The following is a 23,481-nucleotide window of genomic DNA, read 5'->3' on the forward strand; positions in this document are numbered from 1 at the left end:
TTTAAGAAGAAACGATAATGCACTGTCATAACCATAATACGCAGATAGTATCACGAGCAAATAACGGGCTTGTGGCATATGCTATGCGCCAAGGTTTTGCGTTGAGTTGTCCTTTTCTGCGATTTCGACGACCAATACTGCCCAGAGCTTGATAAAAGGGCAGGAAATTTCCGGATAGGTGGCCACCATTAAGTGCTCGGGTGTGTGCTGCTATTACAATCGTTAAATTCATGTATAGATTCCATGTAGAGTGGAATGTTTTTTAGGTCGAAGTCTCAGAATGATACTTTCAGATTTTTTGATTATTCCTGCTAATGCTTCGCATATTAATTATGCTCAGCAGATTTGTGATGAAATGTTTGAGTCTGCCAAAGCGCGGGGAACAGGCATAGCACGTCGGCAGCCAGAATATATTGCTAAGAAGATAGAAGAAGGCAAATCCGTGATTGCCTTACACAAAGATGGTCGCTGGGCGGGTTTTTGTTATATAGAAACTTGGAGCCATGGCGATTATGTGGCCAACTCGGGCCTGATCGTAAATCCCATATTTCGTAAAGAGGGATTGGCCAAAGCCATCAAGAAAGAAATCTTTGAGCTTTCACGCGAACGGTATCCAAAGTCCAAAATATTCGGATTGACAACCGGATTGGCTGTCATGAAAATCAATTCGGATTTAGGCTACGAGCCAGTCACCTATGGGGAGCTTACTCAAGATGAAGAGTTCTGGAAAGGCTGCCAATCTTGCGTAAATTTCGATATTCTGACGGCTAAAGAGCGTAAAAACTGTATGTGTACAGCCATGTTGTGGGATCCGGTAGAGAAAGAACGCGAACTCAAAGAAAAGATTCAACGCAAAGCGGAAGCCAAAGAGCGGCTCAATCGCATCGCAAAAAAGCAATCTTTGCTCAAACGCATCGAAGCAAGGCTCTGGAAATCCACTAAAAAAATGGTCACATTTGTATTCCCTGTTGGTGTTAAGCCAGTAAAGGGATTTTAATTTATATACCTCAAGAATAAGATGAAAAAAGTCGTTTTAGCATTCAGTGGTGGTTTGGATACCTCGTTTTGCTGTATATATCTTTCCAAAGATTTGGGTTTGGAAGTACATTCTGTTATTGTCAACACCGGTGGCTTCTCTGCCGAAGAGTTACAAACTGTGGAAAAGCGCGCGTATGAATTAGGCGTAAAATCGCATACTACCATCGACGAAACGGAAGATTATTACAAAGATACCATCAAGTACCTGATCTTTGGTAACGTATTGAAAAATGCGACATATCCTTTGTCCGTATCGGCAGAACGCGTTACACAAGCTACGGCAATAGCCAACTATGCGAAGAAAATCGGCGCTACTTGTGTGGCTCACGGTTCTACCGGAGCTGGTAACGATCAGGTTCGTTTTGATATGATCTTCCAAACCTTGATTCCAGGGATTGAAATCATCACTCCGATCCGCGATCTTAAATTATCCCGCGAAGCGGAGATCGAATACTTAAATAAACATGGCGTGGAGTATTCGGCAGAAAAAGCTAAATATTCGATTAATAAAGGCCTTTGGGGTACTTCGGTTGGTGGCGCAGAAACGTTGACATCCAACCAATACTTGCCAGAATCTGCTTGGCCAACGCCGATCACGCAAGATCAACCAAAGCAGATCACCATCGATTTCGAAAAAGGAGAACCAGTAGCGCTAAATGGAGAAAAGATCGGTCCGGTAAAAGTGATCCAACAATTGCAAGAACTCGCGCAACCTTACGGTATTGGGCGAGATATCCATGTAGGTGATACGATTATCGGTATCAAGGGCCGTGTGGGTTTTGAAGCTGCTGGGCCAATCATTTTGGTAAAAGCACACCATATGTTGGAAAAGCATACTTTGACCAAATGGCAACTTTCATGGAAAGATCAAATCGCATCTTTCTACGGGAATTACATGCACGAAGGTCAGATGCACGATCCAGTGATGCGCGATATCGAAGCATTCTTGGGCAGTGCGCAAGCCACGGTGACAGGCCGCGTAATTATAGAACTGCATCCACACCGTTTTGTGATCATCGGCATCGAGTCGGATCATGATTTGATGAACAATAAATTCGGAAGCTACGGCGAAATGAACGAAGGCTACACGGGAGATGATGTAAAAGGATTTTCGAAAATATTCGGTAATCAAGTAGGAATCTGGTTTAAAGTGAACGGGCAGTCGTAACGCTTGGCTACCCAACAAATAAGAAAGTACATGACAAAGATAAAAGCAGGAATAGTAGGCTCGGCCGGCTATACCGGAGGAGAATTGTTACGCGTATTGGTTTATCATCCTGACGTGGAGATTGTGTTTGCGAATAGCGCATCCAATGCAGGAAATAAGATTTATGCGGTGCATAATGACTTGTTGGGCGATACCGAACTCGAATTTTCTACCGACTTCCATTCGGATATTGATGTGCTTTTCTTGTGTTTGGGACATGGCGATGCGCGCAAGTTTCTAGATGAAAATCCAGTCGATGCCAAGGTCAAAATTATCGATCTGTCGCAAGATTACCGTTTGCGTGATCATCAGGCATATGCACAAGGTGCATTTGTTTATGGATTGCCGGAACTGAATAGGGAAGCGATTAAGCAGGCGCACTATGTCGCCAACCCAGGATGTTTTGCGACTAATATTCAATTGGCCTTATTGCCCTTGGCCAATGCTGGTTTGTTACCCGATCAGATTCATGTAAATGCCACCACTGGATCTACCGGAGCAGGCCAAAAACCTGGCCCGACGACACATTTCTCTTGGCGCAACAACAATCTATCTGCTTATAAATCTTTCGAGCACCAACATTTGCAAGAGATTTCGGAATCTTTGGATCAATTGCAAGCGGGCTATTTACCATTTGGCGATGGATCTTTGCTGTCGCGGGCGCAGCAACGCATCAATTTTGTGCCTCAACGTGGCGACTTTGCTCGAGGTATTTTTTCTGCGATATATGTGGATGTGGATATTGAAGCAATGGACGCGTACAGCTTGTACTACAATTATTATCAATCCCATCCGTTCACTTTTGTGAGCGAGCAAAACATTGATCTGAAACAGGTAGTGAATACCAATAAAAGTATTATGCATTTAGAGAAGCATGGCGATAAATTGTTGATCTTGAATGCCACAGATAATTTGCTAAAAGGAGCTTCCGGTCAAGCCGTGCAAAATATGAATTTGCTATTTGGCCTAGATGAACGTGCCGGTTTGAATTTGAAACCTGCTGGGTTTTAGACTCAATCAATGCAGTATAGAAAATGGCAGTGAGCAGTAGCTCACTGCCATTTTTTTATGCGTCATCGCGAAGTACGAAGCAATCTATTTTTAAAGTTAATAAGATTAATAAAGTTGATAGCGTGATGGCCATCATTCCAAATTAAGTTTAGATTGCCGCAGCCTCGTGCCTCGACTTCGCAAAGACGTTTCGATCAAGGGCTACGCGAAACCTGCTTTTAGCTTCATAAACACAGATTTACTTTCGCGCGGCTTGCTGCAGTCGTAACGCTAGGTCGATTGCAAAGTTTCCCAATTTTAATACCCAAATTAAAACTTGACTCAAGCAACCCCTATCCATTTTATCAAATTGCCGCCTTAGCGGATTGGCAATAGCACTAGGATGCACGGACGTTGTGCCAATACGGTAAGCGGCGAGTTTTGGATGCTTTTGCGACTAAAAGTATCATGCCCGTCCGGCATTAGAGGGCAAAGTAAGTATTCAGTTATTTATCATCAATATATTAAATGATCGAGTTCAGGTTTATACAGTCTGATAACTTCTTCGCGAGTAGGTTACGACTTGATCTAAAAACTAAAATGGGCTGCGTTCTTCAACGCAGCCCATTTTGATATCTATATAAAGCTTCTTTACAAGGCAAAAACGACATCTAGCGATTCTTGAAGTGCAACGAGGGTTGTGCTCAAATCTTCTTGCGTATGAGCAGCGGAAATAAAGCCGACCTCATAACCGGATGGGCCAAAATAGATGCCACGGTTCAACAATTCGCGATGCATGATTTTGTATTGCTCCATGGAATCATGTACAATTTCATCCGCGCGTTGAATCTTTTCCTGGTCTGTAAAGGCAAACCAAAAGATTGATCCAATGGTAAACACCTTCACACGGTATCCTTTTTGCGCGATAAATGACTGAATTTCCTGTACAAATTTTTGCGTGATCGCCTCAAGATTCTCATAAAATCCTTCTTGTACTAAGATACTCAATGCCGCAATACCCGCAGACATCGCGACCGGATTTCCGGATAGAGTGCCTGCCTGATATACCGCCCCATCCGGTGATATATGACTCATCAGCTCGTTGGATGCACCATAAGCGCCGACGGGCATTCCTCCACCAATGATTTTGCCGTAAGTAATGATGTCAGGTTTTACATCATAGTAGCGTGCAGCACCTTCAAACCCTAAGCGGAAACCCGTGATCACTTCGTCGAAGATCAACAAACTACCGTTTTGCTGCGTGATCTCCCTTAAGAATTGCACATACGCCTTATCTTGGAGTAGCAGACCATTATTAGCAGGCACACCTTCAATAATGACAGCGGCAATTTGATCTTTAAAGTCTGCAAAAACTTGTTTCAAGGCCTCATAATCATTAAGGGCAATCACAATGGTTTCTGCTGCAAAAGCCTTTGGCACACCTGCAGATGAAGTTTCGCCGAAAGTCACCAAGCCAGATCCCGCTTTTACCAACAGCGCGTCGGAGTGTCCATGATAACAGCCTTCAAACTTGACAATTTTATCTCGTTTGGTATATCCTCTGGCCAAGCGAATCGCCGACATAACGGCTTCTGTACCCGAGCTTACAAAACGAATTTTTTCTAAATATTGATTATTATTGATGATCAGGCTGGCCAGCTTGTTTTCTAAAGCGGTAGGTGCTCCAAAGCTCAACCCTTTGTGCAACTGCTCTGCCACGGCTTCTCGCACGGCGTCGTTGTTATGCCCTAAAATAAGTGGCCCCCAGGAGCAGCAGTAGTCGATAAACTCATTGCCATCGGCATCCCACAAGTGCGCTTTGTCGCCACGTTCAATAAATAGGGGAGTGCCATATACTGATTTGAATGCACGCACAGGTGAATTCACGCCACCTGGGAAATAGCCTTTCGCTTCTTCGAATAATTGACCTGATCTTTCTCTGGAAATATCCTTTTCTACCTTCGCCATCTATAATTTTATTTTAAAATGCGAATTTATCCATTTCATGCTAGATATCGTTCATGTGAAAGTCAATATTGGCAATTGCGGCTCCAGATCTAATTCTTTCCTGCCAGAAGTAATCAATATTTTCGCTGGAAAAAACGTATATTCAGCGCTCAAACATAACTACCAATGATATTTTCCAAAAAATTAGGCATAGCGTTAGGATTGTTAGCAGGAACATTGACCGCTTGCCAAGTGAGCACACCGCCGCCGCCCGAACCGTATGGTGCTTTACCCTCCGAACGTCAACTACGTTGGCATGAGATGGAGACGTATACGTTGATACATTTTACACCGACTACTTACCAGAATAAAGAATGGGGATTCGGAGATGCAGACCCTGCTATTTTCAACCCAACAGAGTTTGATGCGAATCAAATCGCAAATGCTGCCGCAGCAGGTGGATTTAAAGGATTAATTTCTGTTGCGAAACATCACGATGGTTTCTGTTTATGGCCAACAGCCACCACCAACTATAGTGTAGCACAATCTCCCTGGAGAGATGGTAAAGGTGATATGGTGAAGGAATTTATGGGCGCCGCCAAAAAGGCGAATCTTGCTTTTGGCGTTTATCTTTCTGCCTGGGATCGTAACGATATCCGCTACGGATCTGAAGCCTATCCAGAAGCCTATCGCCAGCAGCTCACCGAACTCATGACAGGATATGGAGATCTGTTTACCTCTTGGCATGATGGTGCCAATGGTGGCGACGGGTATTATGGTGGTAGAAATGAAAAACGCCTGATAGACCGCTCTAGTTATTATAATTGGAAGGATAAGACTTGGCCAATCGTACGAGAGCATCAGCCTATGGCGATGATCTTCTCAGACATTGGCCCTGATATGCGTTGGGTAGGTAATGAACACGGTCACGCAGCCGAAACAAGCTGGGCAACGATTACACTGAAAGGGATAGAGGGGAAGGAGCCGATGCCCGGATACCTGGATGATAGCAACCTGACTACCGGTACGCGTGGCGGAGAATCCTGGATCCCGGCAGAGTGTGATGTGCCACATCGTTCTGGTTGGTTTTACCATCCGGAGCAAGATGCACAAGTGAAAAGTCCCGACGCTTTGTTCGAAATTTATCTGAAATCTGTTGGGCGAGGTGCTAATATGAACCTTGGATTAGCTCCGATGCCAAATGGCCAATTACATGCCAATGATGTCGCTTCACTAAAAGGTTTTGGTGAAAAGCTAGAGAAAACCTTTTCGAGCAATCTCGCGTCCAAAGCAAAGATCACGACATCTAATACGCGTGGCGATCATAAAGCGTACTCAGCAGACCAGATTCTAGACGACGATCGCTATTCTTATTATGCATCGGATGATGACGTCTTGAATCCATCATTGGAGTTAGATTTAGGTGGCGAACAGGAGTTTGATCTAATTCGTTTGCGGGAGAACATTAAGCTAGGCCAACGTTTAGATAGCGTGCGTATTTCTACATGGGACGGACAAGATTGGCAGAAGATTGCGGGAGCGACCAGCATCGGAGCTACACGCATCATAAAACTGAGCGAACCTGTCAGAGCGACAAAGGTTCGTATAGAACTGTTTGCACCAGTGGCCCCCACGTTAAGCGACTTTGGGTTATATAAAGAGGCACACGTTGCTTACGATATCGACCAGTCTCCATCCGCAATTGTCCGAGTGCCAAGTAATTCTGTGAAATTAACGACTGGAGATGGACTTGCGGCAGCGATGGACCGTAACCCTGTTACTTTTTCAGAACTTTCAGAAAAGATATTCGTATTTGATATAGGAACACAAACTATCGGAGGCTTTTTCTATCTACCACGTCAGGATGGCAAAAAGGAAGGTATGGTAACTAGATATCGCCTCTCGGGAAGTCAGGATAATGCCAAATGGGAAATAATTAAAGAAGGGGAATTTTCTAATATCAAATCAAATCCCATAGAACAGGTCGTTCGCTTTAGTAAAAACGTGCAATACAAGTACATAAAATTTGAAGCTACTGAAACCGTAGAACGAGGTTTCAGCGCAAGTGAGCTGGGTTTCATTAAATAAATTAGTTAACTAATTTATTTAATTAGCCATATTATTTCTTTTAAAGAAATAATATGGCTAATTTGCGTTTGAACCAATACTAATTATTATGTTTAATGCGTCATCCATCCTCTTGCTCAAGCGGTTAGGGCTACTTGTTTTTGTGGTTTCTATGCTCAGCTGTCAAAAAGATCCACGTTCTGCTTCCGGACTTTCTGATGAAACGTATACTATTAATTTCAATGTGCAAGAGGCTATGCTTTCTGTTGCAGATAGAAATGCCAGCTCAGGAATTTTGTCACAGCAAGCAGCTGGTTTGGATGGTTTGGTTGATTATGTTTACTTCTGGTCTTTTAACAACGAATCGCTTCGAGCAGATATTGCCATACAGCCTGGCGCAACAATCACCTATAATGATGGCCTAGAGCCAACAAGCTTTGCGGCGGGATGGCCCTTTGAGCAATTCCCGGCAGGACGAGCCCTTTCTATAAACGGCGTAAAAGAGCTCACTATAGCATTGCCCACCCACATAATTTCATCGTTGACCAATATGGGGTTTGATATCAGCTCCTCCGCCACAGGGCCCAAAGCTTTCGATCTCCATTACAGTTATGATGATATGGAATGGCATATATTGCGTAATGTCAATCAATTCTCCAATTTTACGACCAGCCAAGCCAGGAATAGTTTTTTGTTTGACTTGAGCAATCTGGACTTGTCTTCCACGGATATTATTCGCTTTCGTTTGGTAAGTGCTGCTGGTGAACGGGGAGGGGGAAGCGAATATAATGAAAACACGGGTGTACTTCGATTGGATAATCTACGTTTTCAGGGTACTGTGCAAGCGGCTAAACCACAGGAAGGAGATCAATTACGAATATATGCTTTCGACCAGGCCACTGGAGACCTCGCATCTTCTTTGATACAAGAATATGCTCTGGACATGCCTGCCATATCCATGAATTTGCCTCATGGCGAATACAGGTTCTCCTTTCTACGACACACTGGACTATCGGATATACTTTTGCCAGCTTATGTATCATCGTCCAATACCTACTACTTTGGCAATCGTTTTTCGGCGTACGCTGGAGAAGTCTATGGCTTCGAAAAATCAATCTTCATCAACCAGAATATCCAAGAATCTGTGGTGCTTGATCGCTATCACAGCCAAATCAAATTCGAATTTACAGATGCGAGGGATTTATCGATCGTAGAAAGTGTCGTTATTGTGCGTATGGAGGAACCCGCTTTTTATGCTCCGTTCAACCTGCAGCTGGCTAATCCCGTATTAGATCAGTCGGAAATTGAAATGCACCCCAATCTTGCTCTCAGCAAGGAATTACAGTTCAATCAGTTTATTGGTCGCGTAGTTGATCCGGTTCCTTTGTCTTACCAGCTGATGGCGTTTGGGAAATCAGGAGAACTCTTGCGTGTTCTTGATGTGTCGGTTGCCGTAAGAAACAACGTGCAGGTGCTTTTTAGGGGAGAGCTACTTGGTTTTTTGCCATTCCAGGCAGGCTTCCAGGTGGAGATTAATGAGGAGTGGGACGAAACCGTAGAAGTTCAGTTCTAAATCAGCGGGTTACAGCGCTAATTTTTATTTTAGATTTTGTTTGTGTTGGTATATTGTATATCTTTGCACCTCGTTTGGTTGCAAGACATGTTTTGTGTCCTTCGAATAAATGTTACAGTATAGCTTCCACTTACTAACAAACATTTACAAATATTAAATTTATAACGAAATGGCAAAAGAAGTCGGTGCGTTAGTAAAATTACAAGTAAAGGGCGGTGCAGCTAATCCGTCACCTCCAGTAGGGCCTGCGTTAGGTGCTAAAGGGGTGAACATTATGGATTTCTGTAAGCAGTTCAATGCTCGTACGCAAGACAAGCCTGGTCAAATTCTGCCAGTTGTCATTACAGTTTACACGGACAAATCTTTTGATTTTATCATCAAAACTCCTCCAGTTGCGGTTCAGTTGAAAGACGCTGCTAAATTGAAGAGTGGATCTGGTGAGCCTAACCGTAAGAAAGTAGCTTCAGTTACTTGGGATCAGGTAAAGCAGATTGCAGAAGATAAAATGCCAGATTTGAATGCGTTTACTGTAGAGTCAGCTATGAGAATGGTAGCAGGTACGGCGCGCAGTATGGGTATCACTGTATCAGGTGACGCTCCTTGGAACAATTAATTAACGAAATCAGTTTAAGAAAGTGGCTAGATTAACAAAAAATCAAAAAGCGGCACTATCCAAAATTGAAGCTGGTAAAGCGTACTCTTTAAAAGAAGCTGCGGCTTTGGTAAAAGAGATTACAACGACTAAGTTTGATGCTTCTGTGGATATCGACGTTCGTTTGGGCGTAGATCCTCGTAAAGCGAATCAAATGGTTCGTGGTATTGCAACATTACCTCACGGAACCGGTAAAACTGTTCGCGTTTTAGTATTGTGTACTCCTGATAAGGAAGAAGAAGCTAAAGCAGCAGGTGCTGACTACGTAGGTCTTGACGATTATATCAGCAAGATCGAAGGTGGTTGGACTGACGTTGATATCATTATTACTATGCCTAGTGTGATGGCGAAAGTAGGTAAATTGGGTCGTATTTTAGGTCCAAGAAACTTGATGCCAAATCCTAAAACAGGTACTGTTACTACAGACGTAGGTAAAGCAGTAACTGATGTTAAAGGCGGTAAAATAGATTTCAAAGTCGACAAAACCGGTATCATCCACACTTCAGTTGGAAAAGTGTCATTCGAAGCAGACAAGATTTATGATAACGCGTTAGAAGTGTTGCAAACACTCTCACGCCTTAAACCATCTGCAGCGAAAGGTACATACTTCAAGAGTATTCACATTTCATCGACTATGAGTCCTGGTATTCATATCGAGACTAAATCAGTAGCGGGTATTTAATCATGAGAAAAGAAGAAAAACAAGAAATTGTTCAAGCTTTGGCAGAGCAGATTAAATCCTACGGCAACTTTTACATTGCAGATACTGCTGATTTACCTGTGGAAAAAGTGAGCAAAATCCGTCGCAAATGTTTTGAAAGTGGCATCGAAGTTCAGGTAGTGAAAAACACCTTGATCAAGAAAGCCCTAATCGAAGCAGGTGTAGATTCGGAAGAGATATTTGGCGTATTGAAAGGCGCATCTACTATGATGTTCTCAGAGACTGGTAACGGTCCCGCTAAATTGATCAAACAATTGCGTAAAGAAGGTGACAAGCCCCTTTTAAAAGCGGCTTATATCCAGGAAACGGCTTTCATTGGTGATTCTCAGCTTGATGCTTTGGTCAACCTAAAATCGAAAGACGAATTGATCGCAGACGTTATTGCTCTACTTCAATCTCCAGCGAAAAATGTTATTTCTGCACTACAATCAGGCGGAAATACAGTTTCAGGATTGCTTAAAGCTTTAGAAGAAAGAGGCTAACGAACACTCTTATAAACGTTCGTTAACATTTTAATTAACAATATTCATTTAGTAAATTCAAAAATTCAAAATAAAATGGCAGATTTAAAACAACTTGCTGAGCAGTTAGTGAACTTAACAGTAAAAGAAGTTAAAGAACTAGCTGATATCTTAAAAGACGAGTACGGTATCGAACCAGCTGCTGCTGCAGTTGCTGTTGCTGCTGGCCCTGCTGATGGTGGTGCTGCTGCTGCTGAAGAGAAAACATCTTTTGATGTAATCTTGAAAGAAGCTGGTGGTTCTAAATTAGCGGTAGTTAAATTGGTAAAAGATTTAGCTGGTCTAGGTTTGAAAGAGGCAAAAGACTTAGTTGATGGAGCACCTAAAGAATTGAAAACTGGTGTTTCTAAAGACGAAGCTGAAGCTTTGAAAAAACAACTAGAAGAAGCTGGAGCTGTAGTTGAGGTTAAGTAATCTCTCCTGCGTAAAGCACCTTTAAGGTATAGACTCTGATGGATTTTCTATCAGAGTCTTTCCCTGTTTATACTATCTACCCCTCGATGTGGTGTTGTTGACACGTCGATTCCAGGGTTTTCAACAAACATGTTAGCGCAGTTTATTAAAACTAAAATCTTATTCCCTTGGCAAACAACAATATTCAAAAAGAAAGAGTGAATTTTGCTACAAGTAAGAAGGTAATTGATTATCCTGATTTCTTGGACGTGCAATTAGAATCTTTCAGGGAGTTTTTTCAACTGGAAACTACTTCTGACGATCGCCATCAGGAAGGGCTTTATCAGGTTTTCGCCGAAAACTTCCCTATTTCTGATTCAAGAAACATTTTTGTGCTAGAGTTTTTGGACTATTTCATAGATCCACCACGTTACGACATTCAAGAATGTATCGAGCGTGGCTTAACGTACAGTGTACCTCTAAAAGCAAAATTAAAGTTATCTTGTAACGACGAAGAGCACGAAGATTTCGAGACGATTGTACAGGATGTGTACTTAGGTACCATTCCTTACATGACACCAAAAGGTACTTTCGTGATTAATGGTGCGGAACGGGTAATTGTATCCCAACTACACCGCTCACCTGGCGTATTCTTCGGTCAGAGTAGACACACAAATGGAACAAAACTTTATTCTGCTAGGGTAATTCCTTTTAAAGGATCTTGGATCGAATTTGCAACAGACGTAAATAACGTCATGTATGCCTATATCGATCGGAAGAAAAAATTCCCGGTTACCACTTTATTACGTGCCATCGGATTCGATTCGGATAAAGATATCCTAGAATTGTTCGATCTGGCTGATGAAGTAAAAGTTAGTAAATCGGGTCTTAAAAAATACGTAGGTCGTCGCCTGGCGGCTAGGGTATTGAAGAAATGGATAGAAGATTTCGTAGACGAGGATACGGGTGAAGTCGTGTCTATCGACCGTAACGAAATCATCCTTGAACGTGAAACCGTACTAGAAGAAGATCACATTGAAATGATCATCGACGCTGGAGTTAAGTCTATTATCTTAGCGAAAGACGATGAGTCGAACAATGCCGATTACTCTATTATATACAATACACTACAAAAGGATACGTCTAATTCGGAAAAAGAAGCGGTGGAGCATATCTATCGCCAATTACGTAACGCCGAACCACCTGATGAGGAAACAGCTCGCGGTATTATCGATCGCTTGTTCTTCTCTGATAAGCGTTATGACTTGGGCGATGTAGGTCGTTACCGTATCAACCGTAAATTAGGCTTATCGACTGGATCAGAAACTAAAGTATTAACTCGCGAAGATATCATCGCGATCGTAAAATACTTGATCAACCTGATCAATTCAAAAGCAGAAGTAGATGATATTGACCACTTGTCTAATCGTCGTGTACGTACCGTTGGTGAGCAACTTTACGCTCAATTTGGGGTAGGTCTTGCTCGTATGGCGCGTACTATCCGCGAACGTATGAACATTCGGGACAATGAGGTCTTTACACCGACAGATTTGATCAATGCACGTACGTTATCGTCCGTAATCAACTCTTTCTTTGGTACCAATCAGTTATCTCAGTTTATGGATCAAACCAATCCATTGGCCGAGATTACACACAAACGTCGTTTATCCGCGTTAGGTCCTGGTGGTCTATCTCGTGAGCGCGCAGGTTTCGAGGTTCGTGACGTTCACTATACGCACTACGGTCGCTTGTGTACTATCGAAACTCCTGAGGGTCCAAACATTGGTTTGATTTCTTCATTAGCAGTACATGCAAAAATCAATAACCTTGGTTTTATTGAAACACCATACCGTAAGGTAGATGAAGGTAAAGTAGTGGTAGATCATCCTGTGGTATACTTATCCGCAGAAGATGAAGATGGCAAAACAATCGCACAAGCGAATGCAATCTATGACGATAAAGGTAACTTCGAAGACGCAAAAGTAAAAGCAAGATATGAGGGTGACTTCCCGATTATCGAGCCGGAGAAGTTGGATTACATGGACGTTGCGCCAAACCAGATTACGTCTATTGCAGCCTCGTTAATTCCTTTCTTGGAGCACGATGATGCCAACCGTGCCTTGATGGGATCCAACATGCAACGCCAAGCGGTGCCATTGTTGCGTCCGCAAGCGCCGATTGTAGGTACAGGATTGGAAGGCCGTGTGGCATCCGATTCCCGCACCTTGATCAATGCAGAGGGAAATGGTGTCGTAGAATACGTAGATGCACAAGAGATTCATATCCGTTACGAACGTACAGATGCTGATCGCTTGGTATCATTCGACGACGACGTCAAAACATATAAATTAATTAAATTCAAGAAAACCAACCAGAATACCTGTATCAACTTGAAGCCGATCGTTATCAAAGGCGAGAAAGTAGTAAAAGGACAGGTATTGTGTGAAGGTTATGCAACAGAAGATGGCGAGTTGGCATTAGGCCGTAACTTAAAAGTAGCATTCATGCCTTGGCAGGGATACAACTTTGAGGATGCGATCGTAATTTCAGAGCGTGTAGTATCTCAGGATATCTTTACTTCTTTGCATATCGAAGAGTTTGAATTAGAAGTGCGTGATACAAAACGTGGTGAAGAGGAATTGACTTCAGACATCCCGAACGTATCCGAAGAAGCTACTAAGGATCTGGACGAAAACGGAATCATCCGTATCGGAGCAGAGGTTGTGGAAGGCGATATCCTGATCGGTAAGATTACACCTAAAGGTGAATCAGATCCTTCACCAGAAGAGAAGTTGCTACGTGCAATCTTCGGTGATAAAGCAGGTGACGTGAAAGATGCTTCGTTAAAAACGCCACCATCCATCAAAGGTGTGGTTATCGATACGAAGTTGTTCTCCCGTGCTAAGAAGATGTCTAAAGACATCGAAAGAAAAGCATTAGAGAAACTGGATACAACGCACCAGAAAAACCTTCGCGTGCTGAAAGAGCGTTTAGTAGATAAATTGTTTACCGTGGTAAATGGCAAAACCAGCCAAGGTATCTACAATGTCTACAAAGAGCTTTTGGTTGCTAAGGGTGCGAAATTCACCCAAAAAATCTTAACGGATTTAGATTATGCAAACCTTAACCCTGCGGGTTGGACAACAGATGACGAGAAAAACGATGCGATCAAAATCGCGTTGCATAACTACAACATCAAGTTCAATGAGGAGTTAGGTGCATTCAAACGTGATAAGTTTGCCGTATCTGTAGGTGATGAGTTGCCATCGGGTATTGTACAAATGGCTAAAGTTTACGTAGCGAAAAAACGTAAGTTGAAAGTCGGTGATAAAATGGCTGGACGCCACGGTAACAAAGGTATCGTAGCACGTATCGTACGTGACGAAGACATGCCTTTCTTATCGGACGGTACGCCAGTAGATATCGTGTTGAATCCATTAGGTGTACCTTCTCGTATGAACTTGGGTCAGATCTATGAAACTGTTCTTGGATGGGCTGGGCAGAAACTTGGAATGAAGTTCGCGACGCCAATCTTTGATGGTGCTGAAATGGGTCAGGTAGAAGAATGGGTAGAAAAAGCAGGTCTTCCTGCATCCGGACGTACCTACTTGTACAATGGATTGACAGGAGAGCGCTTTGACCAGCCAACAACAGTAGGTGTAATCTACATGTTGAAACTAGGTCACATGGTGGATGATAAGATGCACGCGCGTTCGATCGGGCCATACTCATTGATCACACAACAACCATTGGGTGGTAAAGCCCAGTTTGGTGGTCAGCGTTTTGGTGAGATGGAGGTTTGGGCACTAGAGGCATTCGGTGCATCTAATATCCTACAGGAGATCTTAACCGTGAAATCCGATGATGTGATTGGCCGTGCGAAAACCTATGAGGCGATCGTGAAAGGTAACAACCTACCTACACCGTCCGTACCAGAATCATTCAATGTATTGGTTCATGAGTTACGTGGTCTAGGTCTGGATATCACATTAGATTAATCAAGTAATTTGAGTTTGGGAGGTGCGAGCTTCCCAAACTTTACATACAGCTTTTAAGTTATACAACGTATGTCTTATAAAAAAGATAATAAAATCAAAAGTAACTTCACGTCGATTACGATCAGCTTAGCTTCTCCTGAGACTATCTTGGAGCGTTCTAGCGGTGAAGTAACTAAGCCGGAAACGATTAACTATCGTACCTACAAGCCGGAACGCGATGGATTATTCTGTGAGCGTATCTTCGGCCCGGTAAAGGATTACGAATGTCACTGTGGTAAGTACAAACGTATCCGTTACAAAGGTATCGTGTGTGACCGTTGTGGTGTAGAAGTAACGGAGAAAAAAGTACGTCGTGAGCGTATGGGACACATCAACTTGGTGGTTCCTGTGGCACACATTTGGTACTTCCGTTCTTTGCCAAACAAAATTGGTTACTTATTAGGTCTTCCAACTAAGAAATTGGATATGATCATCTACTACGAACGATATGTGGTTATCCAAGCCGGTATCAAAGAGGATGATGGTCTATCGTACATGGATTTCTTAACGGAAGAAGAGTACTTAGATATCCTAGATACTTTACCGAAAGAGAACCAGTATTTAGATGACAACGACCCACAAAAATTTGTGGCTAAAATGGGTGCCGACGCTTTAGAAGAATTACTAAAACGTCTGGATCTAGATCAGTTGTCGTACGATCTACGTCACCAGGCAGCAAACGAAACTTCTCAACAACGTAAAAATGAGGCATTGAAACGCCTTCATGTAGTAGAAGCTTTCCGTGGTGCCAATACCCGTATTGAAAACCGTCCGGAGTGGATGATCGTGAAAATTGTACCTATTATTCCACCAGAGTTGCGCCCATTGGTGCCTTTGGATGGTGGTCGTTTCGCGACTTCCGATTTGAATGATTTGTACCGTCGTGTGATTATTCGTAACAACCGTTTGAAACGTCTAATCGAGATTAAAGCACCAGAAGTAATCTTGCGTAACGAGAAGCGTATGCTTCAAGAAGCGGTAGATTCATTATTCGATAACTCCCGTAAAGTAAATGCGGTGAAAACCGAAGGTAATCGTGCCTTGAAATCTCTTTCTGATATATTGAAAGGTAAACAAGGTCGTTTCCGTCAGAACTTACTCGGTAAACGTGTGGATTATTCAGCACGTTCGGTTATTGTTGTAGGCCCACACTTGAAATTACACGAATGTGGTTTGCCTAAAGATATGGCTGCTGAGCTTTACAAACCGTTTATCATCCGCAAGATGATTGAGCGTGGTATTGTGAAAACAGTGAAGTCTGCGAAGAAAATCGTGGATCGTAAAGATCCAGTGGTTTGGGATATCTTAGAGAATGTATTGAAAGGTCACCCGGTATTATTAAACCGTGCACCTACGCTTCACCGTTTGGGTATCCAAGCATTCCAGCCGACATTGGTAGAGGGTAAAGCGATTCAGTTACACCCGTTAGTATGTACGGCTTTCAACGCCGATTTTGACGGTGACCAGATGGCAGTCCACTTACCACTAGGTAATGCGGCAATCTTGGAAGCACAAATTCTGATGTTGGCAGCACACAATATCTTGAACCCTGCGAATGGTTCACCGGTAACGGTTCCATCTCAGGATATGGTATTGGGTCTTTACTACATTACTAAAGGCCGTAAGACAGATGATGCTCGTCGTATGAAAGGTGAAGGAACCGTGTTCTATTCTCCGGAAGAGGTGATCATCGCGTTGAATGAGCAGCAAGTTGACCTGCACTCGTTCATCAAAGTGAAAACACAGATCAAAACAAAAGAAGGCAACTTCGAACAACAAATCATTGAAACTACTGTTGGCCGTGTGATCTTTAACCAGATTGTACCAGAAGAAGTAGGTTATATCAACGATTTGTTGACCAAAAAATCTTTACGTAACGTCATTGGTGAGATCGTGAAGAATACTGGTATGGCACGTGCGGCTAGATTCTTGGACGATATGAAAGAGTTAGGTTTCCAAACCGCTTTCAAAGGAGGTCTGTCATTTAACTTGCAGGATCTTAACATTCCAGCAGCTAAAACAGATTTGCTAGACCAAGCAACGAACGAAGTGGAAGAAGTATTGGGTAACTACAATATGGGTTTCATTACGAACAACGAGCGTTACAACCAAATTATCGATATCTGGACACGTATCAACAACCGTCTAACGGCACACGTAATGGATATCTTGTCTAACGACAATCAAGGATTTAACTCAGTATACATGATGTTGGATTCTGGAGCACGTGGTTCCAAAGAGCAGATTCGTCAGCTATGTGGTATGCGTGGTTTGATGGCTAAGCCACAGAAATCAGGTACATCAGGTGGTGAAATTATTGAGAACCCGATTTTGTCCAACTTCAAAGAAGGACTATCGGTACTCGAGTACTTTATCTCTACACACGGTGCGCGTAAAGGTTTGGCCGATACGGCTTTGAAAACGGCCGATGCGGGTTACTTGACACGTCGTTTGCATGATGTTGCACAAGATATGATTGTTATCGATCAAGACTGTGGAACGTTACGCGGTATCTACACGACAGCATTGAAAGACAATGATGATATTATCGAGCCATTGTTCGATCGTATCTTAGGTCGTACTCCGTTGAATGATGTAATACATCCTGAAACCAACGAAGTAATCGTCGCTGCCAATGCAGATATCACCGAGGAGATTGCAGAACTGATTGAAAATGCTGGTATTGAAGGCATCGAAATCCGCTCGGTATTGACTTGTGAGGCTAAACGTGGTGTGTGTGCTTGTTGTTACGGACGTAACTTGGCATCTGGTAAACGAGTTCAACGTGGTGAAGCTGTCGGTGTAATTGCTGCACAGTCCATCGGTGAGCCGGGTACACAGTTGACACTACGTACATTCCACGTGGGTGGTACCGCTTCAAACATTGCTTCTGATTCTGCGATCATCGCGAAATATGAAGGTATTGTAGAATTTGAAAATCTACGTACGGTAGAGAAAGAAGGAGACGATGGTAAATTTAATGTCGTATTAGGTCGTTCTGGAGAGATTAAAATCTTGAACCCTGAAAGACGTGTTGTTTACCAACAAGTTATCCCTTATGGATCTAACCTATTCGTAAAAGAAGGAGATACTGTCGAAAAAGGCCAGAAATTGGTTGACTGGGATCCATATAATGCGGTAATTATCTCGGAGTTTGCCGGTAAGGTGGAGTTTGACGCGATCATCGAAGGGGTAACCTTCCGTGAAGAGTCGGACGAGCAAACTGGTCACAAAGAGAAAGTAATTATCGAAACACGTGATAAAACAAAGAACCCGACCATCAAAATCATGGATTTGAAGGGCGAAGTAATTCGTTCGTATAACATTCCAGTGGGAGCCCACGTTTCTGTATCCAACGGACAGAAAGTGAAAGATGGTGCGATCTTAGTAAAGATTCCTCGTTCGACAGGAAAAACCCGAGATATTACGGGTGGTCTACCACGTGTAACGGAGCTATTCGAAGCGCGTAACCCATCTAACCCAGCCGTAGTAACAGAAATCGACGGTGTGGTAACCTTAGGTGGTGTGAAACGTGGTAACCGGGAAGTTTCTATCGAATCACGCGATGGTCAAGTGAAGAAATACCTAGTGCCATTGTCTAAACACATCTTGGTACAGGATAATGACTTTATCAAAGCAGGTATGCCACTTTCTGATGGTCAGATCTCTCCTGGAGATATCTTATCGATTAAAGGTCCATCTGCTGTACAAGAGTACATTGTGAATGGTATCCAAGAGGTTTACCGCCTGCAAGGGGTAAAAATCAATGACAAGCACTTTGAGACCATCGTTCACCAGATGATGCAGAAGGTAAACATTGAGGATCCAGGAGATACACGTTTCTTAGAAAAAGAAGCCGTGAGCAAATGGGACTTCATGGAAGAAAACGATTCTCTGTATGACAAAAAGGTCATCGTGGAAGCGGGAGATTCTAAAACCCTTCGCCCAGGTCAGATTGTAACCATGCGTAACTTGCGTGAGGAGAATTCACTCTTGAAACGTCAGGATATGAAATTGGTGGAAGTGCGTGACGCGATTCCAGCAACGTCTAGCCCGTTGTTGCAAGGTATTACACGTGCATCATTAGGTACTAAATCATTCATCTCGGCTGCATCCTTCCAGGAGACAACGAAAGTATTGAATGAGGCAGCTATTGCAGGTAAGCGTGATGATTTGTTAGGCTTGAAAGAGAACGTAATCGTTGGACACTTAATTCCATCTGGTACCGGTCTACGTCAGTACAGCAATATCATCGTGGGTTCCCGCGAGGAGTACGATCAGCTATTAGCATCTAAAGAAGAAGACTAGTCTTCTTCTTTAGAATTTTGTAATTATAAATTATCAAGGCCGCGCGAATTAACTTCGCGCGGCCTTTTTATGTGTTGTAACCAATCCATCCTTTCTTAGGAGGTGGATCAGTATATTAACGTTCAACTAACTCCATCAACGTGCTTACTCGGTCGATTAACCACTGATAACCATCATCACTATTGTTTGGTTTTTGAAATAGCTTAGAACCTAATCCTACAGAAAATACGCCTGCATTAAACCAGCCATCTATATTTTCCTTTTCCACATCGACACCGCCTGTTGGCATAAAATGCAGATTCGGGAATAGCGGTTTTATGGCTTTCACAAATTTTGGCCCCAGTGCATCTCCAGGGAAAAGCTTGATGAGTGATGCCCCTAATGATTCTGCTAAGGTAATTTCAGTAGGCGTCATACAACCCGGAATCCAATCGTAACCCTTCGCTAAGGTTTCCTGCGCAATATCGGCAGATACAATCGGACTGACAATAAATTCTGCTCCTAAAGCCAAGAAGTCTTTAGCTTCATGTGCCGTCTTGATGGTTCCTATACCCAGAGCCATGTAAGGGAAGTGCTCGTTCTTATAGGCCAATAAAGCTTTAAAATTAGTTTTTGCTTCGGGCCCACGATTTACGAATTCAAAGATCCGTATGCCGCCTTTATAACAAGCTTGGAGTACTTCTATACAGGTTTGTGGGTCATCATGGTAATACACAGGGATCGCCGGATATTGTTGTATTAGGGAAAGTAGTTTGCTCATGATTTAATGAATAAAATTTAGAATTTTCCGTTTCCGAAATCCCCGGACACGAATAGTTTTTGGTATCCGGCACCCGTCGCGATATCGGCTACGCGTTGGGCTGGCATATCTGTTGTTAGTGCGTGAATAAGACCTGCCATAAAAGCGTCGCCACTACCGATGCGATCTACCACCTCATTCGTTTCATAAATAGGTGATAACACATCTTCTATTCGATTATGATAGGTGCCATAAAAGAGATTGTGCTGTGGATTATCAATAAAGCGGAAGGTATTCGCCACATGCTGCACAGAGGGAAACATCGAAAATATCGCTGCGGCTGACTGCTTTGCCGCTTCAAAATAATTCGCTGTGGAGGTATGACGATCCAATGCGTCATCCACATAGGTGCCCAGCATCTTATTAGCAGCCCAGATATTGCCCATCACCACATCGCAATAGGCCACTAATTCTGGCATGATCTCGATAGGCTCCTGGCCATATTGCCAGAGTTTACTTCGGTAGTTAAGATCTACTGACACCGTGATATTTCGATTTTTTGCTTCTTTTAGAATGGGAGCCATCAGCTCTGCTACATTTTCATTCAGCGCAGGAGATAAAGCCGTCCAATGAAACCAATCTATACCTTCGAACAACCGATCAAAGTTCAGGTCTTCTAGCTGAAGTTGGCTAAAGCTAGAATAGCGTCGATCGTAAATCACCTCCCCCTGGCTCAACCCATTAGCCGAAAGTAAAATATAAGAACCGATCCTATCGCCAAAACTAAGGCATTTGCTTGTATCCACGCCGAGCTCCAGTAATTGCTGTTGAATTTCGACGCTGAGCAGATTATCTGGAAATGCACTACAATATGCTGTCGCGGTACCCATTTGGGCGAGTCCGCTGGCGACATTGGCTTCTGATCCGCCAGGAAAAACCTGTAGTTGATTGCGATCCTTCTCAAAGAAACTGCTGCCAATTGCCTGTAAGCGGAGGAGAATTTCTCCAAAACAAAGTACTTTCTTCATTCTTGTTATCGTTTATTAGGTATACATACGCTCTCCAATCATATCCATGACAGACAGCAGTGAAGCATAGGTGGTTAGCTGTATACCCATATCCTATCTAATTTACAGTTTCTTTTTGACAGACATGATCTTACCACGCGGAATTCCTCGCAAACGTTGGCGTAACTAATCCTTTCAGGAGCCGACTTAATTTAATAATATTGAATTGTTATAAACACTAAATAAACCACATGAGCATATTGGATAAGTTTTCCCTTGCGGGCAAAGTTATTGTTGTGACCGGTGCTACCGGAATTCTAGGAAAGAATTTTGTGATCGCATTGGCAGAAGCAGGAGCTAAGGTGGCTATTATTGGTCGAAATGAAGAGCGTGCTGCGGAACGCTTGGCTTCGGTACATAGTCTTGGCGCAGAAGGAATGACATTTGTTGCAGATGTACTCAGCGAGACCTCTATGCAACAAGCAAAAGAGGCTATTATCACCAAATGGGGAGCAATTGATGGATTGATCAATGCGGCCGGAGGTAATATTCCAGGAGCCACGATTGGCCCCGATCAGGATATTTTTGAGTCCAATATACAGGATACACTCAAGGCCATCGAACTAAACCTTTTTGGAACCATTATCCCGACGCATGTTTTTGGCAAAGTGATGGCGGCGCAGGGTCGCGGTAGTATTATTAATATTGCTTCTCTATCTTCCAGTCAGGCGATCAGCCGTGTGCTTGGATATACAGTGGCAAAAAATGGTGTGGTTGGTTTCACGAAATGGATGGCGTCTGAAATGGCGCTTCGTTATGGCGACCAGCTCCGTGTAAATGCCATCGCTCCGGGCGTGTTTCTCACCGAACAAAACAGAACATTATTAACCAATCCAGATGGCTCCTACACGGAGCGGGCACAGAAATTTGTGAGCGGAACGCCATTTTCCCGACTCGGTGATCCCAAAGAGCTTAATGGAACATTAATATACCTATTGAGTGACGCCTCTTCTTTTGTGAACGGAGAGACGGTCTACGTCGATGGAGGATTCAATGCTTGGTCTGGTGTCTAGATAGTAAGAATTTATATGCAAAAATTTGAACAAACGTGGCGTTGGTACGGGCCACAAGATCCGGTAAGCTTGCAAGATGTAAAACAGGCTGGTGCAACAGGCATCGTAACCGCATTACATCATATTGCACATGGCGAAATCTGGCCTTTAAAGGATATAGAAGAACGTAAAAGCCTGATAGAAGCAGCGGGACTGGTTTGGTCTGTTGTAGAAAGTGTGCCGGTACACGAAGCCATCAAAACCAAACGCGAAGATGTTGCGGTGTATATCGAGAATTATAAACAAACACTGCGCAACTTAGCAGCCTGTGGCATCCGAGTCGTTACGTACAACTTTATGCCGGTGCTCGACTGGACGCGGACAAAGCTAGATCTGGAAATGCCTAATGGAGCGAAAGCTTTGTACTTTGATTGGGCCGATCTAGCTGCTTTCGACTTGCATATTTTCCAAAGGGAGCAGGCGGAAAATGATTATCCCGAACAGGTGCTTGTAGAAGCAAAAAAGCGATTTGCAACTTTTAGTGCTGAGGATGTAGAAGAGTTGAAACGAGTGATCTTGATGGGTATACCAAGTGAAAAGGATATCTCACTAGAAGACTTACAAAGTAGCTTAATTCTTTACAAGGAAATAGGACGGAAAGGTTTGCTAGATAATCTATGCTGGTTTTTGCGCGAAATACAATCGGTTTGTGAAGAGTATGGAATAAAGATGGCGATCCACCCAGACGATCCACCTTACCCGATATTAGGGCTACCACGGATTGCTTCTGGTTTGGAGGATTATGTCAAAATTATTGAAGGCGTAAATGCCCAATTTAATGGTGTTTGTTTTTGCACCGGTTCATTAGGAGCTGGAGCAGAGAACGACGTGCCTGCTATCGCAAGAGCCGTCAAACATCGGGTACATTTTGCGCATTTCCGCAATGTGAAGAAAGATGCGATCGGCAACTTTTACGAAGCAGATCATTTGGCTGGCGATGTGGATATGGCTCAGGTACTGGACATCTTCATCGAAGAAAACCAAACACGTGCCCAACCTATACCATTTCGACCGGATCACGGCCACCAGATGTTGGACGACCTGCATAAGGTAACAAATCCCGGCTATTCGGCGATTGGGCGACTGCGGGGCCTGGCAGAACTGAGGGGATTGGAAGAAGGATTATTATATGCCAGAATAAAAAGCTAACACCAATATATAAACCAAAA

General features: G+C 43.2%; 17 protein-coding genes. 13 read left to right on the top strand and 4 right to left on the bottom strand.

Annotated features, from left to right (window positions below; genetic code table 11):
* Positions 1-25: 25 nt before the first annotated feature.
* Positions 26-232 (bottom strand): hypothetical protein, encoded by a 207-nt coding sequence (locus M8998_RS13000; protein ID WP_249993541.1) that lies wholly within the window; start codon positions 230-232, stop codon positions 26-28.
* Positions 233-280: 48 nt separating this feature from the next.
* Here M8998_RS13000 and M8998_RS13005 point away from each other — a divergent pair, with 48 nt between their 5' ends.
* Genes M8998_RS13005 through argC form a run of 3 tightly spaced genes read left to right on the top strand, consistent with a single transcriptional unit; the run spans position 281 to position 3,256 of the window.
* Positions 281-997 (top strand): GNAT family N-acetyltransferase, encoded by a 717-nt coding sequence (locus tag M8998_RS13005; protein WP_249993542.1) that lies wholly within the window; start codon positions 281-283, stop codon positions 995-997.
* 21 nt (positions 998-1,018) lie between these two features.
* Positions 1,019-2,206 carry an argininosuccinate synthase gene (gene argG, locus M8998_RS13010; protein WP_249993544.1) on the top strand — a complete coding sequence of 396 codons (1,188 nt, stop codon included), beginning with the start codon at positions 1,019-1,021 and terminating at the stop codon, positions 2,204-2,206.
* Between the two features lie 30 nt (positions 2,207-2,236).
* Positions 2,237-3,256: an N-acetyl-gamma-glutamyl-phosphate reductase gene (argC, locus tag M8998_RS13015; protein WP_249993546.1), complete on the top strand. Its 1,020-nt coding sequence runs from the start codon at positions 2,237-2,239 to the stop codon at positions 3,254-3,256.
* A 630-nt stretch (positions 3,257-3,886) separates the two neighbouring features.
* Here argC and hemL read toward each other — a convergent pair.
* Positions 3,887-5,203: a glutamate-1-semialdehyde 2,1-aminomutase gene (hemL, locus tag M8998_RS13020; protein WP_249993548.1), complete on the bottom strand. Its 1,317-nt coding sequence runs from the start codon at positions 5,201-5,203 to the stop codon at positions 3,887-3,889.
* 165 nt (positions 5,204-5,368) lie between these two features.
* Here hemL and M8998_RS13025 point away from each other — a divergent pair, with 165 nt between their 5' ends.
* The 8 genes from M8998_RS13025 to rpoC all read left to right on the top strand — a co-directional run bounded on the left by M8998_RS13025 (position 5,369) and on the right by rpoC (position 19,454).
* Positions 5,369-7,270 (top strand): alpha-L-fucosidase, encoded by a 1,902-nt coding sequence (locus M8998_RS13025; protein WP_249993550.1) that lies wholly within the window; start codon positions 5,369-5,371, stop codon positions 7,268-7,270.
* An 88-nt stretch (positions 7,271-7,358) separates the two neighbouring features.
* Positions 7,359-8,822: a hypothetical protein gene (locus M8998_RS13030; RefSeq protein WP_249993551.1), complete on the top strand. Its 1,464-nt coding sequence runs from the start codon at positions 7,359-7,361 to the stop codon at positions 8,820-8,822.
* A 169-nt stretch (positions 8,823-8,991) separates the two neighbouring features.
* A complete protein-coding gene (rplK, locus tag M8998_RS13035; RefSeq protein ID WP_249993552.1) occupies positions 8,992-9,435 on the top strand; it encodes a 50S ribosomal protein L11 in 444 nt (147 codons plus the stop codon).
* Positions 9,436-9,457: 22 nt separating this feature from the next.
* Positions 9,458-10,156: a 50S ribosomal protein L1 gene (gene rplA, locus M8998_RS13040; RefSeq protein WP_249993553.1), complete on the top strand. Its 699-nt coding sequence runs from the start codon at positions 9,458-9,460 to the stop codon at positions 10,154-10,156.
* Positions 10,157-10,158: 2 nt separating this feature from the next.
* On the top strand, positions 10,159-10,677 hold the full coding sequence (rplJ, locus tag M8998_RS13045) for a 50S ribosomal protein L10 (protein ID WP_249993554.1): 519 nt from the start codon (positions 10,159-10,161) through the stop codon (positions 10,675-10,677).
* Positions 10,678-10,752: 75 nt separating this feature from the next.
* On the top strand, positions 10,753-11,130 hold the full coding sequence (gene rplL, locus M8998_RS13050; protein WP_249993555.1) for a 50S ribosomal protein L7/L12: 378 nt from the start codon (positions 10,753-10,755) through the stop codon (positions 11,128-11,130).
* Between the two features lie 167 nt (positions 11,131-11,297).
* Entirely contained in the window at positions 11,298-15,107 is a 3,810-nt protein-coding gene (rpoB, locus tag M8998_RS13055; protein WP_249993556.1) for a DNA-directed RNA polymerase subunit beta, read from the top strand.
* A gap of 69 nt (positions 15,108-15,176) precedes the next feature.
* The gene (gene rpoC / locus M8998_RS13060) at positions 15,177-19,454 is read left to right on the top strand and encodes a DNA-directed RNA polymerase subunit beta' (protein ID WP_249993557.1); all 4,278 of its coding nucleotides are present in this window, start codon (positions 15,177-15,179) and stop codon (positions 19,452-19,454) included.
* Positions 19,455-19,569: 115 nt separating this feature from the next.
* Here rpoC and M8998_RS13065 read toward each other — a convergent pair whose 3' ends face one another.
* Both M8998_RS13065 and M8998_RS13070 read right to left on the bottom strand, forming a co-directional pair.
* A complete protein-coding gene (locus M8998_RS13065; protein ID WP_249993558.1) occupies positions 19,570-20,214 on the bottom strand; it encodes a beta/alpha barrel domain-containing protein in 645 nt (214 codons plus the stop codon).
* A gap of 17 nt (positions 20,215-20,231) precedes the next feature.
* On the bottom strand, positions 20,232-21,221 hold the full coding sequence (locus M8998_RS13070) for a sugar kinase (protein WP_249993561.1): 990 nt from the start codon (positions 21,219-21,221) through the stop codon (positions 20,232-20,234).
* Between the two features lie 230 nt (positions 21,222-21,451).
* On the opposite strand from M8998_RS13070, the gene M8998_RS13075 reads away from it, so the two are divergent.
* Positions 21,452-22,273 carry an SDR family oxidoreductase gene (locus M8998_RS13075; protein ID WP_249993563.1) on the top strand — a complete coding sequence of 274 codons (822 nt, stop codon included), beginning with the start codon at positions 21,452-21,454 and terminating at the stop codon, positions 22,271-22,273.
* A gap of 15 nt (positions 22,274-22,288) precedes the next feature.
* Complete coding sequence (uxuA, locus tag M8998_RS13080; RefSeq protein WP_249993565.1) at positions 22,289-23,461, top strand: mannonate dehydratase; 1,173 nt, start codon at positions 22,289-22,291, stop codon at positions 23,459-23,461.
* Positions 23,462-23,481 lie beyond the last annotated feature (20 nt).

The organism is Sphingobacterium sp. lm-10, assembly GCF_023554555.1.
Taxonomy (GTDB): domain Bacteria; phylum Bacteroidota; class Bacteroidia; order Sphingobacteriales; family Sphingobacteriaceae; genus Sphingobacterium.

What these genes read in the sequence shown, in the direction of transcription:
- argG (WP_249993544.1), top strand. Translation starts at nt 1,019, where the DNA reads ATGAAAAAAGTCGTTTTAGCATTCAGTGGTGGTTTGGATACCTCGTTT.
- M8998_RS13000 (WP_249993541.1), bottom strand. Translation starts at nt 232, where the DNA reads ATGAATTTAACGATTGTAATAGCAGCACACACCCGAGCACTTAATGGT.
- M8998_RS13025 (WP_249993550.1), top strand. Translation starts at nt 5,369, where the DNA reads ATGATATTTTCCAAAAAATTAGGCATAGCGTTAGGATTGTTAGCAGGA.
- argC (WP_249993546.1), top strand. Translation starts at nt 2,237, where the DNA reads ATGACAAAGATAAAAGCAGGAATAGTAGGCTCGGCCGGCTATACCGGA.
- M8998_RS13065 (WP_249993558.1), bottom strand. Translation starts at nt 20,214, where the DNA reads ATGAGCAAACTACTTTCCCTAATACAACAATATCCGGCGATCCCTGTG.
- rplL (WP_249993555.1), top strand. Translation starts at nt 10,753, where the DNA reads ATGGCAGATTTAAAACAACTTGCTGAGCAGTTAGTGAACTTAACAGTA.
- rplK (WP_249993552.1), top strand. Translation starts at nt 8,992, where the DNA reads ATGGCAAAAGAAGTCGGTGCGTTAGTAAAATTACAAGTAAAGGGCGGT.
- hemL (WP_249993548.1), bottom strand. Translation starts at nt 5,203, where the DNA reads ATGGCGAAGGTAGAAAAGGATATTTCCAGAGAAAGATCAGGTCAATTA.
- M8998_RS13070 (WP_249993561.1), bottom strand. Translation starts at nt 21,221, where the DNA reads ATGAAGAAAGTACTTTGTTTTGGAGAAATTCTCCTCCGCTTACAGGCA.
- M8998_RS13030 (WP_249993551.1), top strand. Translation starts at nt 7,359, where the DNA reads ATGTTTAATGCGTCATCCATCCTCTTGCTCAAGCGGTTAGGGCTACTT.
- M8998_RS13005 (WP_249993542.1), top strand. Translation starts at nt 281, where the DNA reads ATGATACTTTCAGATTTTTTGATTATTCCTGCTAATGCTTCGCATATT.
- rpoC (WP_249993557.1), top strand. Translation starts at nt 15,177, where the DNA reads ATGTCTTATAAAAAAGATAATAAAATCAAAAGTAACTTCACGTCGATT.
- uxuA (WP_249993565.1), top strand. Translation starts at nt 22,289, where the DNA reads ATGCAAAAATTTGAACAAACGTGGCGTTGGTACGGGCCACAAGATCCG.
- M8998_RS13075 (WP_249993563.1), top strand. Translation starts at nt 21,452, where the DNA reads ATGAGCATATTGGATAAGTTTTCCCTTGCGGGCAAAGTTATTGTTGTG.
- rplJ (WP_249993554.1), top strand. Translation starts at nt 10,159, where the DNA reads ATGAGAAAAGAAGAAAAACAAGAAATTGTTCAAGCTTTGGCAGAGCAG.